The sequence below is a fragment of the Pseudomonas sp. B6002 genome (assembly GCF_013385985.1).
GTDB lineage: Bacteria > Pseudomonadota > Gammaproteobacteria > Pseudomonadales > Pseudomonadaceae > Aquipseudomonas.
Window position 1 is genome coordinate 237,663 of record NZ_JACAOY010000012.1, and the last position, 13,057, is coordinate 250,719.

Consider the following 13,057-nt stretch of genomic DNA (forward strand, 5'->3'; position numbering starts at 1 on the left):
CTTACTCCTTCCATTTACCCTTGTCGTACTCCCGGTGGTCCAGCACATGCCGGATATAGAGGCGTTGCATTCGATAGCGCACAACCGCAATGAGCCGTCACTTGTTGCCACCGATATTGAAGACGTGCAACGCGCCTACCTTGTCCACTGCGGGGAAAACCGATCTCAACGCTGCAAAATCTTCAGGGCTGATGACTTTGACCTTCCGATACCACTCATCCAATGCACTGGCCGAATAGGGCCATTTTTCCTTGGCATTTCGAATTTGCTTTGCACTGATCACTCGCATGCAACATCCCTATCGCATCTTGCTATGAAGGTTAATCCCGAACGCCAACTATCGCAATTTGCTATAGCCTCGAACGGACCAATGGTGCTTTGTCGAACACGCCTTCAGAGCCTAGATAGACAGACGCAATCGCCACCGAAAAATCTGTGAGCATATGCAACGCCAACCTGAACTTGATAATGCTCGGAAACGACTCCAAATAAGACCTTCCTGGTCTGTTTTGTTGGAGCCTCCATGTCCGAACCTCTTGTCATCCCCTGCCCCCATTGCAACGGCCTCAACCGCATCCCCGGCGAACGCCTGGGTGATGCGCCCAAGTGCGGACGCTGCAAGCAGCCGGTGTTATTGAACAAGCCGTTTGAGCTGAAACAGGGCGACTACGCCAGCCAGATCAAGGGCGATCTGCCGTTGCTGGTGGATGTATGGGCTGATTGGTGTGGGCCGTGTAAATCGTTTGCGCCGGTGTTTGAGCAGGCCGCTGGCCAGTTGGCGGGCAAGTGCAGGCTGGCCAAGCTCGACAGCGAGGCGAATCAGCAGTTGTCCGCGCAGTTGGGGATTCGCTCGATCCCTAGTTTGATTCTGTTCAAGAACGGCCGCGAAGTGGCGCGCCAGAGTGGGGCATTTCCGTTGCCACAACTGATGAGCTGGCTGCGTAGCCAAGGCGTGTAAACAGATCAATTGTAGGAGCCGGCTTGCCGGCGATAGCGATCTCGAGGCCGCCATCGCCGGCAAGCCGGCTCCTACAGGGGAATGGGCTGCCTTTGAGGTCAGGCGTTTTCCAGCAGGTTATGCAACTCCACAAACTGCTGCGTCAGCTTGTGCCGTGGGTCCAGGTGGATCAGCGGCTTGCTCTCCTGGTGCGACTCACGCATGCGCACGGAGCTGGCCAGGTACACCGGCAGCACCGGCAACCCCTCTGCAATCAGCTCATCGAGCATCTGCTGCGGCAAACTCGCCCGGGCCTGGAACTGGTTGACCACAATGCCTTCCACTTCGAGGCCTTCGTTGTGGTCTTCCTTCAATTCTTCGATTTCTGCCAGCAGGCCATAGAGCGCCTGGCGCGAGAAGCTGTCGCAATCGAAGGGGATCAGCACACGATCAGCGGCAATTAACGCGGAAACCGCATAAAAGTTCAGCGCCGGCGGGGTGTCGAGGTAGATCCGGTCGTAATCCTCGCTCAGATCATCCAGCAGCTTTCGCAGCTTGTTGATCTTGTGCTTGGCCTCGAGCTTGGGCTGCAGGTCTGCCAACTCCGGGGTCGCGGTGATGACGTGCAGGTTGTCGAACGGGGTTTCGTAGATGTCGACCTTGTTCTTCTTGGAAAACGGCCCGGAAGACAGGGTTTGCTTGAAAAAATCCGCAATCCCCATGGGGATATCGTCGCCAGTCAAGCCAGTGAGGTACTGGGTCGAGTTGGCTTGTGCATCGAGGTCCACCAACAGGGTTCGATAACCTTCGCTGGCGCTGACAGCCGCCAGGTTGCAGGCAATGCTGGACTTGCCAACGCCGCCTTTCTGATTGAACACCACACGCCGCATGGAAAAACCTCCGTGTATCAATGAATGTCCGAGTGTAGAGGGCAAAAGCGCCTGTTAGCTACCTCGTTCATCCATGCACTGCTGCATCAGCGGTCCTTTATGCTTCCACTGTCATACGTCACCGACAGATTAAAAGGAACGGTCCGACAATCCAGTCAGGCCCTTGGTAAAGGACAATCTGTAAATCTTTCCAAGCAAATTGTAATCAGCCGTGAACAAATCTTTACCAAAGTTTGCTAGAACCCCACGGCACCGGGATAATGCGCGCCATTCGGCCATTGCTCCCTGTCCCGGTATTCGGGGCCAACAGCCGCACATGGAAGCCCGCAGGGGCGGGATAACTTCTCAGTGATCACTTTCAACATCGCCCAATGGCGCGCCTGGGCCCCTGGGCTCGAAAGCGCGGACGACTGGCATGCCTGGTGCCGGAACCCGGTGTTGCTGCACGACAACCAAGCCTGCCCCGACGTGTCATTCCTGCCGGCCATGCAGCGCCGTCGCCTGAGCCGCCTGGCCCGCATGGCGTTCAGCGTGGGCTGGCCACTGGCCGACGGCCTGCAGGACCTGCCGCTGGTGTTCATTTCCCGTCACGGCGAAACCCCGCGCACCCTCGACATCCTCACGGACCTGGCCAACGACCAGCCGCTGTCGCCGACCCAGTTCAGCCTGTCGGTGCACAATGCGGTGATTGGCCTGTGGTCGATCCTGCGCAACGAAACCAGCGAGATGACCGCCCTCGCCGCCGCAGGCGACGGCCTGGAACACGGCATGCTCGAGGCCGCCGCCCTGCTCAACGACGGCGCCCCGGCCGTCTTGCTGGTGATCACCGAAGAACAGCCGCCCAAGGCCTATGCCAGCTGGATCCACGACGTGCCGTTCCCCTACGCCCTCGGCCTGCTGCTCACACCGGGCGACGAGTGGCAGCTGGAACTCGGCACCGGCACTGTCCAACCCACTCAAACCCAGTGGCCCCACGCCCTGAACCTGCTGCGCACCCTGCTCACCGAACAGGTCGCCTGCCAACATGCCTGGAAGAACCGCGTATGGAACTGGCAACGCAAGCCCTGACCGATAAACCCCGGGACGCCTACTACTGGCGCCTGTTCGCCACCGCCGCCAGTTTCTTCCTGTTCGGCTTCGGCGGGCTGTGCCTGCGTTTGCTGGTGTTCCCGCTGCTCAGTTGCCTGCCGGGGGACGCTGCAAAACATCGCCGCCGCGCCCGCCACACGATCAGTTGGCTGTTCTGGCTGTTCATCCGCCTGATGCAGCGCGCCGGCGTGTTGACCTACAGCGTCGAAGGCGCGGAAAACCTCGGCCGTCCGGGCCAGATGATCATTGCCAACCACCCGTCGCTGATCGATGTGGTGTTCCTGATCGGCCTGGTGCGCCAGGCCAACTGCGTGGTCAAGCAGAGCCTGTGGCAGAACCCCTTTACCCGCGGCCCCGTGCGCGAAGCCGGTTACATCAGCAACGACGGCAGCGCCGAGATGCTTGACGCCGCCGCCGACGCCCTGCGTACGGGCCAGACCCTGATCATCTTTCCCGAAGGCACCCGCACCACACCCGGCGCGGCGCCTGCCTTTCATCGTGGCGGCGCCGCCATCGCGCTGCGGGGTGCGACAATCATCACCCCCGTGGTGATCAAGGTCAGCCCGACCACGCTGACCAAGGCCGAACCCTGGTATCGCATCCCAAAATGCCGCGTGCACTTCAGTTTGCGGGTGGGTGCCGATATAGAACCACAGGCGTTCGCCGCAATGGGCCCCGCGCCCCAGGCTTCACGCAAGCTCAACGATTACCTGCATCACTATTTTATTAAGGAGCTCGCCGAAGATGAGCGACAGACACCGCCTTGAGCACGACATAAAGACGCTGATCATCGAGGCCCTGGGCCTGGAAGACATCAGCGCCGACGACATCGGCAGCGAGCAGACCCTGTTCGGCGAAGGCCTGGGCCTGGATTCGGTAGATGCCCTGGAGTTGGGCCTGGCGATCCAGAAAAAGTACGGCATCAAGATCGATGCCGACGCCAAGGACACTCGCAATCACTTCACCAACGTGGCCAGCCTCGCGGCATTCGTCACGGCCAGACAGGCAGCTTGAGACCGGACCATGCAAACTCGTGACGATATTTTCAACACCCTGCGCGATGCCTTGGTGGAACTGTTTGAACTGCCTCCGGAACGCGTCACCCTTGACGCCAACCTGTACCAGGACCTGGAAATCGACAGCATTGATGCCGTGGACTTGATCGACCATATCAAGCGCCAGACCGGCAAGAAGATCGCCGCCGAAGAATTCAAGGCCGTGCGCACCGTGAACGATGTGGTTGAGGCGGTGTACCGTCTGGTCCAGCCTGCCGCATGAGCCGGCTGATCGGCCTGGGCCTGCTGCTGGCGGGCCTGCTGTACCCTTTTGCGGTGTATTACGGCACCGAACACTTCGCGCCGTGGCAATTCGGCCTGCTGCTGGGCAGCCTGTGGCTGTTGCGCGCGATCACCGGCGCACGCCGCCCCGGCGGCCGCTGGATGGCCGTGGCGATCATCGTGTTCTGCCTGCTGCTGGCCTGGTTCGACAATCCGCACCTGCTGCGCTGGTACCCGAGCCTGGTCAGCGCGTTCATGTTGTCGCTGTTCGGCTTGAGCCTCAAATACGGCCCGCCGATGGTGGAGCGCCTGGCACGCATGACCGACCCGGTGCTGCCACCCCATGCCATCGTGTACACCCGCCAGGTTACGGTGGTGTGGAGTGTGTTCTTTCTGTGTAATGGCCTGCTCGCCGCCGCCCTCACCCTGTGGGCGCCGCTGAGCTGGTGGACGTTGTACAACGGCCTGATCGCCTACGGGTTGATGGGGCTGTTGTTTGCCGTGGAATGGCTGATACGACAAAGGGTTCGAGGCCGCGTATGAATGGATTGAAACTTGAGCACTTGCTGCTTGAGCCGCTGGAACAGCGTCCGGTCACCACCGAACCTGACATGAATCATGCCCAGCTGTGGGCGCACGCCCTGAGCCTGGCCGCAGGCCTGCAAGCGCGCGGTATCCAACGCCTGGCCGTGTACCTGGAAGACGCCGGCCAGTTGGCGATTGCCCTGCTCGGCGCCTGGCGGGCCGGGGTCAGCGTGCTGCTGCCTGCCGACCTGCAACCGCAGACCCGCCAACGCTGGGACGAGGCCGTCGACAGCTGGCTGACCGAAGCCGCCGACCTGGACGCGCTATACCAGGCCCCCTTAAGCGCCGCCGCCCTCGACCTCGACACCTGCCAACTGAGCCTGTGCACCTCTGGCTCCAGTGGCGAGCCCAAGCGCATCGACAAGACCCTGCGCCAACTGGCCAACGAAGTCGAGGCGCTGGAAGCCCTGTGGGGCCCGGACCTCAAGCGCGCCTGCATCATCGGCAGCGTCGCCACGCAGCACATCTACGGCTTGCTGTTTCGCGTGTTGTGGCCGCTGTGCGCCGGCCGCACCTTTGTACGCAAGCAACTGGCCTTCCCCGAAGACTTGCAGCGCGCCAGCCGCGAACACGCGCAGTTCGCCTGGGTTGCCAGCCCCGCCCTGCTCAAGCGCATGGGCGACAACCTCGACTGGCCGGCGCTGAGCCAGGTGTCCCGGGTGTTTTCGTCGGGCGGCGCCTTGCCCGTCGAGGCCGCTGGCGAGCTTTACGACCGCTTGCAGCAATGGCCGACGGAAATCCTCGGCAGCTCCGAGACCGGCGGCATCGCCTGGCGCCAGGGTGCACAGCCCTGGCAGCCCTTCGCCGACGTGGTGCTGAGCCAGGATGCCGACGGCGCCCTGCGCATCGCATCGCCTTATCTGCCTGCCGGCCATATCGAACAGACCGCCGACGCGGCGCGCATTCATGCCGATGGCCGTTTCGAGCTGCTCGGGCGCCTGGACCGCATCGTCAAGCTGGAAGAAAAACGCATCTCCCTGCCCATGCTGGAGCAGGCGTTGATGGCCCACCCGTGGGTCGCCGACACCCGCTTGGGTGTGGTCCAGGAAAACCGCGCATCCCTCGGCGCACTGGTGGTGCTCAGCGCCGATGGCCTGCACGCCTTGCGCAATCAGGGCCGTCGCGCCCTGACTCAAACCCTGCGCCAGCACTTGAGCCAGCATTGCGAGGCGCTGGCCTTGCCCCGTCGCTGGCGTCTGCTGCGCCAGTTACCCCTGAACAGCCAAGGCAAATTGCCCCAGGCGCAGGTCGAGGCGCTGTTGCTGGCGCCACGCCCGAAAGCCCCGGAAGTGCTGGAACAGGTGGAAACCGATGGCGAATGGACCTTGCAACTGAGCGTTCCGCCGGACCTGGCCTATTTCAGCGGGCACTTCCCGGTCACCCCGGTGTTGCCGGGCGTGGTGCAGGTGGAATGGGCGTTCAATCTGGGCCAGCAATTGCTCGGTCTGCCGCCGACCTTTGCCGGGATGGAAGTGCTCAAGTTCCAGCAACTGGTGCGCCCGGGCGATGTGATCGAACTGCACCTGCGCTTCGACCCGGAACGCGGCAAGTTGTACTTCGCCTATCGCAATGGCATTGCGGCCTGCTCCAGCGGGCGCATCGTGCTGGAGATGCCAAGTGAATAGGCCTCTGTGGCGAGCGGGCTTGCATAATCCCTGCGCCCTGATCCCGGTCTACAACCACGAAGCCGCCGTGCCGGCCGTGGTCCACAGCCTGTTGGACAGCGGCCTGCCATGCCTGCTGGTAGACGACGGCAGCAGCCCGGCCTGCGCGGCGGTCTTGGCACAACTTGCAAGCCTGGATAACGTCACCCTGCTGACCCTGCCCAGCAACCAGGGCAAAGGCGGCGCCGTCATGGCCGGGTTCCGCGAAGCCGCGCGCCTGGGCTACAGCCACGCCTTGCAAGTGGACGCCGACGGCCAGCACGATCTGCGCGAAGTCGAGACTTTCCTCGACACCTCGCGCCGTCACCCCGACGCCATTATCTGCGGCTACCCCGAATACGACGACAGCGTGCCCAAGGGCCGCCTGTATGCGCGCTACCTGACCCACGTGTGGGTGTGGATCAACACACTGTCGCTGCAGATCCGCGATTCGATGTGCGGCTTTCGCGTGTACCCGCTGGCACCGATGCTGGCGTTGATGGACTCGGCGTACATCGGCACGCGCATGGATTTTGACTCGGACATCCTGGTGCGCCTGGCCTGGCGCAATCAGCCGATGCGCTGGCTGCCGACCCGGGTGCATTACCCCGCCGACGGTTTGTCGCACTTTCGCTTGTTCCGCGACAACGTGCGCATCTCGGCCATGCACACCCGGCTGTTCTTCGGCATGCTGGTGCGTGCGCCGATGATCCTGTGGCGACGGTGGCAAGCATGAGCGATAGCACCAAGCACTGGGCTGACCGCGAGGAGCGCGGCAGTTTCCTGTTGATGAAACTCACCGCCTTCGCCGCCAAAGTGCTTGGCCGGCGCCTGCTGAGCCCGGTGCTCTACGGCATCGTGCTGTACTTCTTCGTGTTCGGTCGCACCGCACGCCAGAGCGCCTGGCAGTACCAGCAGCGCCTGGCCGACTGGAGCGGGCAAGACGCGCTGCACCCCACCCACACAAGCGTCTTTGGCCAGTTCATGGCCTTCGCCGATTCCTTGCTCGACAAACTCGACGTGTGGAACGGCAAGCTGCGCATCGAACAGATCGAAATCAACGACCCGGCGCAATTGCGCAACCAACTGCGCGGTGAACGCGGGCAGATGTTGGTGGGCGCCCACCTGGGCAACCTCGAAGTGTGTCGCGCCCTCGCAGAGCTTGGCGAGCAGGTCACCATGAACGTGCTGGTGCACACCAAGCACGCCGAACAATTCAACCGTTTGCTGGGCGAAGCCGGGGCCACGCATTTGCGCCTGATCCAGGTCAGCGAGCTGGACCCGGCCACCATGCTGCTGCTCAGCCAGCGCCTGGACGAAGGCGAATGGCTGGCCATTGCGGGCGATCGAGTGCCCCTGCATGGCGGGCGCACGGTCCGCGTGGATTTCCTCGGTCACAGCGCCGCCTTCCCACAAGGCCCGTGGTTGCTGGCCGGGTTGCTCAAATGCCCGGTGAACCTGCTGATGTGCCTCAAGCACAACAACCGCTATCGCCTGACCATCGAGCCGTTCGCCGAATTGATCGAATGGAAGCGCACCACCCGCGAGCAGGTCATCGCCCAGTGGACCGAGCGCTACGCCGCCCGCCTGGGCCAGTTTTGCCTGGAAGCGCCCCAACAATGGTTCAACTTTTACCCTTTCTGGAAGACCGATGACGACGCATCTTGAGCCGGTAACCTTTGGCGAACGCCCCCTGCGCATTGAAGACGTGCTGGCCCTGGCCAACCGTCAGGCGCCTACCCGATTGCAGGGCGACGCGGCGTATCGCCAGCGCATCGCCAAGGGTGCGCAGTTCCTCGACTCGCTGCTGGACAAGGAAGGCGTGATCTACGGCGTGACCACCGGCTACGGCGACTCCTGCGTGGTGGCCGTGCCGTTGCAGCACGTCGAAGCGCTGCCGCGTCACCTGTACACCTTCCACGGTTGCGGCCTGGGCAAGTTGCTCGACGCCCAAGCCACCCGTGCGGTGCTGGCGGCGCGGTTGCAGTCACTGTGCCATGGCGTGTCCGGGGTGCGCGTGGAGTTGCTGGAGCGTCTGCATGCGTTCCTCGAACACGACGTGCTGCCGCTGATCCCGGAAGAGGGCTCGGTGGGCGCCAGCGGTGACCTGACACCACTGTCCTACGTGGCTGCGACCTTGTCCGGCGAACGCGAAGTGATGTTCCGTGGCGAACGCCGTCAGGCGGCCGACGTGCACCGCGAACTGGGTTGGGACCCGCTGGTGTTGCGCCCCAAGGAAGCCCTGGCCTTGATGAACGGCACCGCCGTGATGACTGGCCTGGCCTGCCTGGCCTTCGCCCGCGCCGACTACCTGCTGCAACTAGCCACGCGCATCACCGCGCTGAACGTGGTGGCGCTGCAAGGCAACCCGGAACACTTTGACGAGCGCCTGTTCGCCGCCAAGCCGCACCCTGGGCAGATGCAAGTGGCTGCCTGGCTGCGCAAGGACCTGGCCATCGACGCGCCGACCGCGCCACTGCATCGCCTGCAAGACCGCTACTCGCTGCGCTGCGCACCGCACGTGCTGGGTGTGTTGGCCGACAGCCTGGGCTGGCTGCGTTCGTTCATCGAAACCGAACTGAACAGCGCCAACGACAACCCGATCATCGATGCCGAAGAAGAGCGCGTGCTGCACGGCGGTCACTTCTACGGAGGCCACATCGCCTTCGCCATGGACAGCCTCAAGACCCTGGTGGCCAACGTGGCCGACCTGCTCGACCGCCAGCTCGCGCTGCTGGTGGACGTGCGTTATAACCACGGCCTGCCGAGCAACCTGTCCGGCGCGCCAGCCGACCGCGCGATGATCAACCACGGCTTCAAAGCCGTGCAGATCGGCACCAGCGCCTGGACCGCCGAAGCCCTGAAAAACACCATGCCGGCCAGCGTGTTCTCGCGCTCCACCGAATGCCATAACCAGGACAAAGTGAGCATGGGCACCATCGCCGCCCGCGATGCGATCCGTGTGCTGGAGCTGACCGAACAGGTTGCCGCCGCTACCTTGCTCGCCGCCAACCAAGGGGTGTGGCTGCGCGCCCAGGCCGAAGACGCCCGCCCATTGCCACCGGCCCTGGCCGCCATGCATGAAGAACTCGCCAAAGACTTCCCGCCGGTGATCGAAGACCGCGCCCTGGAAGGCGAACTGCGCCTGTGCCTGCAACGCATCGCCGAGCAACATTGGAGGCTGCATGCGTAGCCAGGGCGTGCTGCACTGCGACACTGAAATCCTCGTGCCGTTTTTTGACGTCGATACCATGAACGTGGTCTGGCACGGGCACTACGTAAAGTACCTGGAAGTGGCGCGCTGCGCGTTGCTGGACAAGATCGGCCATAACTACACGGCTATGCTGGAATCCGGCTACGCGTGGCCGGTGATCGACATGCAGCTGCGCTACGTGCGCGGCGCCGTGTTCGGCCAGACGATCAACGTACGCGCCAGCCTGGTGGAATGGGAGAACCGCTTGAAGGTCAATTACCTGATCACCGACCTGGCCAGCGGCGAGCGTTTGACCCGTGCAACCACGGTGCAGGTGGCGGTGGAAATCGCCAACCGTGAAATGCAGCTGGCCTCCCCCAAGATATTTACAGACGCCGTCGAGAGAGCCCTGAAATGAGATCCCCTGTGGGAGCGGGCTTGCCCGCGAAGGTCGTTAACGATAACGCAATCCGCCTGATACTCCGCGGCGTCCTCGGGTTCATCGCGGGCAAGCCCGCTCCCACAGGGATAGCGCTCATCTTGTTGTTGAGCATTCCAGGCCTGGCTCATGCTTTCGACTTGCAACAGCTCAGCGATCAACTCGCCAAACCCTCCGTGATCCACGGCGCCTTCACCCAGGAAAAGCACCTGCGTGCCCTGCCCCAGCCGCTGGTCAGCAAAGGCACCTTCGTGCTGGCCAAGGACCACGGCCTGCTCTGGCTGCTCAAGACCCCGCTGCAACAGGACTACCGCATCAGCGCCCAAGGCATTGCCCGCCGTGACGCCAATGGCTGGCAATTGCTGCCAAACAAGAGCGCCGGCGCCGAGCAGAACCGCCTGTTCCTCGCCGTGCTCCAGGGTGACAGCAGTGGCTTGCAGCGCGACTTCGAATTGCAGCTGCAAGGCGAAGCCAACGGGTGGAAACTCACGCTGATCCCGCGCTCGCTGCTGTTAAAACAGGTCTTCACACAGATCAATATCGACGGTGGCGAGCTGGTGCAGAAGATCGAGCTGCTGGAAACCCAAGGCGACAGCACCGTGCTGCGCATGCAGGACAGCCGTGCCGACCAACCTCTGAGCGATGCGGAGCAACACGACTTTGCCCAGTGAGCGCCTGCTACCGCGCCTGTTCCTGATCCTGCTGGTGGCTGTGCTGGCCCTGGCCGGCTGGCAGTGGCGCCATGGCGCGCCGTTGTCGGCCAACTTGATGGAATTGGTGCCGGGCAACACGCCGGACGCCTTGGAACAGCAAGCCGAACAGCGCATGCAGGAGCCCCTGAACCGCGAAATGCTGGTGCTGGTCGGGCACGCCGACCGCCAACAAGCCGTGACCGTGGCGCAGCAGTTGGGCGAACGCTGGCAGGCCAGCGGGCTGTTTGAAAAGGTGCAGTGGAACCTGCAATCCGACCTGCCGGCGCTGCGTGAGCAATTGCTGCGCGGGCGCCTGGCGATGCTCTCGGCCAAGGACCGCGAACAGCTGATCGAACACCCCGACGCGTTTATCCAGCAGCGCGTGCAAGCGCTGTTCGACCCCTTCACCGGGTTCAGCCTGGTGCCGAGCCAGGACGACTGGTTGGGCCTGACCGGACGCATCCAGAACAGCCAGCCGCAGCACGGTTCGGTGCAGTTGGACATCGGCAGCGGTGCCCTGATTGCCGATGCCGACGGCAAAAGCTGGGTGCTGCTGCGCGCACGCACCACGGGCAATGCCTTCGACATGCAACTGCCGATACAGGTGGCCGACCTGCTCAAGGCCAGCCGTGAACAGGCCAGCGGGCAAGGTGCGCAACTGCTCGCTGCCAGCGGCCTGTTGTATGCCGCCAATGGGCAACAGCAGGCCACGCGGGAAATCACCTGGGTCGGCGGCGGCGCCACCCTGGGCATTCTGTTATTGCTGCTGCTGGCGTTCCGTCGCTGGCGTGTACTGCTGGCGTTTGTGCCGGTGCTGGTGGGCATGCTGTTTGGCGCGGTGGCCTGTGTGGCGCTGTTTGGCCACATGCATGTGATGACCTTGGTGCTGGGATCGAGCCTGATTGGTGTGGCCGTGGATTACCCGCTGCACTACCTGTCCAAGAGCTGGAGTATGCAACCCTGGCGCAGCTGGCCGGCACTGCGCATCACGCTGCCGGGGCTGAGCCTGAGCCTGGCCACCAGTTGCATCGGCTACCTGGCACTGGCCTGGACGCCGTTCCCGGCGCTGACCCAGATCGCCGTATTCTCCGCTGCCGGCTTGGTGGGCGCATACTTGTCGGCGGTGTGCCTGTTGCCGGCCCTGCTCAAGGGCGTCGAGCTGCGCCCGGCGCAATGGCCGCTGCGCATCGCCGAATGCCTGTGGCTGATGCGCGCCTCGTTGCTCAAGCGCGTGCCAAGCCCGGTGTTGCTGGTACTGGTGCTGCTGTTTTGCGCCGGCGGCCTGTGGCACTTGAACAGCAAGAACGATATCCGCCAGTGGATCGGTGCACCGCCGCAGTTGCTGCAAGAAGCGCAGGCCGTGGCGCGCATCACCGGGTTCCAGCCCACCAGCCAGTTTTTCCTGGTGCGGGCCGACAACCAGCAGCAGTTGCTGGAGCGCCAGGCCGCACTGGGCCAGCGCCTGGATCAGTTGGTGAACATGGACAAGCTCCAGGGTTACCTGGCGCTCAACCAACTGGTCAGCCTGCCCGCCGAACAACAACGCCTGCAGGATGCGCTGAACGCGTTGCCACAACACTGGCAGCCGCTGCTCGACCTCGGCGTGCCCGCTGCGGCCTTGCAAGCCGAGGTCGCACAACTGCAAGCACTGCCCACCCAAGACATCGACGCCGCACTGGTCGGCCCGCTCGCCGAACCCTGGCGCACGCTGTGGCTGGGGCCGGTGGATGGCGGTGTCGCCGCCATGGTCAGCCTGCAAGGCTTGAGCAACCCGGCGCTGCTGCGGGTGCAGGCGGTGGACCTGCCCGGGGTGCAATTGGTGGATCGCCTCGGTGACTTGAACCGGGTATTTGCCGACACGCAGATCAGCGCCGCCGAATTGAAGTTGATGTCGTGCGTGCTGATCGTGTTGCTGCTGATACTGCCCTTCGGTTTCGGCGGCGCCTTGCGCATCGTCGCGCTGCCCTTGCTGGCCGCGCTGTGCAGCCTGGCCAGCCTCGGCTGGCTGGGCCAGCCACTGACCCTGTTCAGCCTGTTCGGCCTGCTGCTGGTCACCGCCATCAGCGTGGATTACGCGATCCTGATGCGCGAACAGATCGGCGGCGCAGCAGTCAGCCTGCTGGGGACGCTGCTGGCCGCGCTGACCACCTGGCTATCATTCGGCCTGCTGGCGATTTCCAGCACGCCCGCGGTGAGCAATTTCGGCCTGTCGGTCAGCCTGGGCTTGGCATTCAGCTTTATGCTGGCGCCCTGGGCCGGCCATCAGAAGCACGCCTCATGAACCCGATTATCGCCAACGCGGCAAGGAGCCC

At 63.4% G+C, this 13,057-nt stretch carries 14 protein-coding genes and 1 pseudogene; 13 read left to right on the forward strand and 2 right to left on the reverse strand.

All coding sequences use genetic code 11. The annotated features are described in order from the left end of the window. Position 1 precedes the first annotated feature (1 nt). Positions 2 to 289: pseudogene (locus HX792_RS17175) on the reverse strand (type II toxin-antitoxin system HigB family toxin). Positions 290 to 523: 234 nt separating this feature from the next. Here HX792_RS17175 and trxC point away from each other — a divergent pair. Beyond that, the gene (gene trxC / locus HX792_RS17180; protein WP_012721842.1) at positions 524 to 958 is read left to right on the forward strand and encodes a thioredoxin TrxC; all 435 of its coding nucleotides are present in this window, start codon (positions 524 to 526) and stop codon (positions 956 to 958) included. Between the two features lie 98 nt (positions 959 to 1,056). On the opposite strand, the gene HX792_RS17185 is transcribed toward trxC, so the two are convergent. Beyond that, the gene (locus HX792_RS17185) at positions 1,057 to 1,827 is read right to left on the reverse strand and encodes a ParA family protein (protein ID WP_028615448.1); all 771 of its coding nucleotides are present in this window, start codon (positions 1,825 to 1,827) and stop codon (positions 1,057 to 1,059) included. A 348-nt stretch (positions 1,828 to 2,175) separates the two neighbouring features. Between HX792_RS17185 and HX792_RS17190 the strand changes: the two genes are divergently transcribed. The 12 genes from HX792_RS17190 to HX792_RS17245 are packed head-to-tail and all read left to right on the forward strand — an operon-like array spanning position 2,176 to position 13,026. Then, positions 2,176 to 2,895, forward strand: a complete 720-nt coding sequence (locus HX792_RS17190) for a beta-ketoacyl synthase chain length factor (protein ID WP_176997204.1) — start codon at positions 2,176 to 2,178, stop codon at positions 2,893 to 2,895. Then, the gene (locus HX792_RS17195) at positions 2,871 to 3,683 is read left to right on the forward strand and encodes a 1-acyl-sn-glycerol-3-phosphate acyltransferase (RefSeq protein ID WP_176997205.1); all 813 of its coding nucleotides are present in this window, start codon (positions 2,871 to 2,873) and stop codon (positions 3,681 to 3,683) included. Before HX792_RS17190 ends, HX792_RS17195 begins: the two co-directional genes overlap by 25 nt. Continuing rightward, on the forward strand, positions 3,661 to 3,930 hold the full coding sequence (locus HX792_RS17200) for a phosphopantetheine-binding protein (protein ID WP_176997206.1): 270 nt from the start codon (positions 3,661 to 3,663) through the stop codon (positions 3,928 to 3,930). Before HX792_RS17195 ends, HX792_RS17200 begins: the two co-directional genes overlap by 23 nt. A gap of 9 nt (positions 3,931 to 3,939) precedes the next feature. Beyond that, complete coding sequence (locus HX792_RS17205; RefSeq protein ID WP_003187949.1) at positions 3,940 to 4,194, forward strand: acyl carrier protein; 255 nt, start codon at positions 3,940 to 3,942, stop codon at positions 4,192 to 4,194. Next, entirely contained in the window at positions 4,191 to 4,736 is a 546-nt protein-coding gene (locus HX792_RS17210) for a hypothetical protein (RefSeq protein ID WP_176997207.1), read from the forward strand. The genes HX792_RS17205 and HX792_RS17210 overlap by 4 nt, the downstream gene beginning before the upstream one ends. After that, positions 4,733 to 6,403 (forward strand): acyl-CoA synthetase family protein, encoded by a 1,671-nt coding sequence (locus HX792_RS17215; protein ID WP_176997208.1) that lies wholly within the window; start codon positions 4,733 to 4,735, stop codon positions 6,401 to 6,403. The genes HX792_RS17210 and HX792_RS17215 overlap by 4 nt, the downstream gene beginning before the upstream one ends. 19 nt (positions 6,404 to 6,422) lie before the next feature. Next, on the forward strand, positions 6,423 to 7,157 hold the full coding sequence (locus tag HX792_RS17220) for a glycosyltransferase family 2 protein (RefSeq protein WP_176997470.1): 735 nt from the start codon (positions 6,423 to 6,425) through the stop codon (positions 7,155 to 7,157). Continuing rightward, positions 7,154 to 8,089, forward strand: a complete 936-nt coding sequence (locus HX792_RS17225) for a glycosyl transferase (protein ID WP_176997209.1) — start codon at positions 7,154 to 7,156, stop codon at positions 8,087 to 8,089. The genes HX792_RS17220 and HX792_RS17225 overlap by 4 nt, the downstream gene beginning before the upstream one ends. Beyond that, a complete protein-coding gene (gene hutH / locus HX792_RS17230) occupies positions 8,073 to 9,614 on the forward strand; it encodes a histidine ammonia-lyase (protein WP_176997210.1) in 1,542 nt (513 codons plus the stop codon). Before HX792_RS17225 ends, hutH begins: the two co-directional genes overlap by 17 nt. Beyond that, positions 9,607 to 10,032, forward strand: coding sequence for a thioesterase family protein (locus tag HX792_RS17235; RefSeq protein ID WP_176997211.1), 426 nt, complete (start codon positions 9,607 to 9,609; stop codon positions 10,030 to 10,032). The genes hutH and HX792_RS17235 overlap by 8 nt, the downstream gene beginning before the upstream one ends. Beyond that, positions 10,029 to 10,724, forward strand: a complete 696-nt coding sequence (locus HX792_RS17240; RefSeq protein WP_176997212.1) for an outer membrane lipoprotein carrier protein LolA — start codon at positions 10,029 to 10,031, stop codon at positions 10,722 to 10,724. Before HX792_RS17235 ends, HX792_RS17240 begins: the two co-directional genes overlap by 4 nt. Next, positions 10,714 to 13,026 carry an MMPL family transporter gene (locus HX792_RS17245; protein ID WP_176997213.1) on the forward strand — a complete coding sequence of 771 codons (2,313 nt, stop codon included), beginning with the start codon at positions 10,714 to 10,716 and terminating at the stop codon, positions 13,024 to 13,026. The genes HX792_RS17240 and HX792_RS17245 overlap by 11 nt, the downstream gene beginning before the upstream one ends. The last annotated feature ends 31 nt before the right edge of the window (positions 13,027 to 13,057 follow it).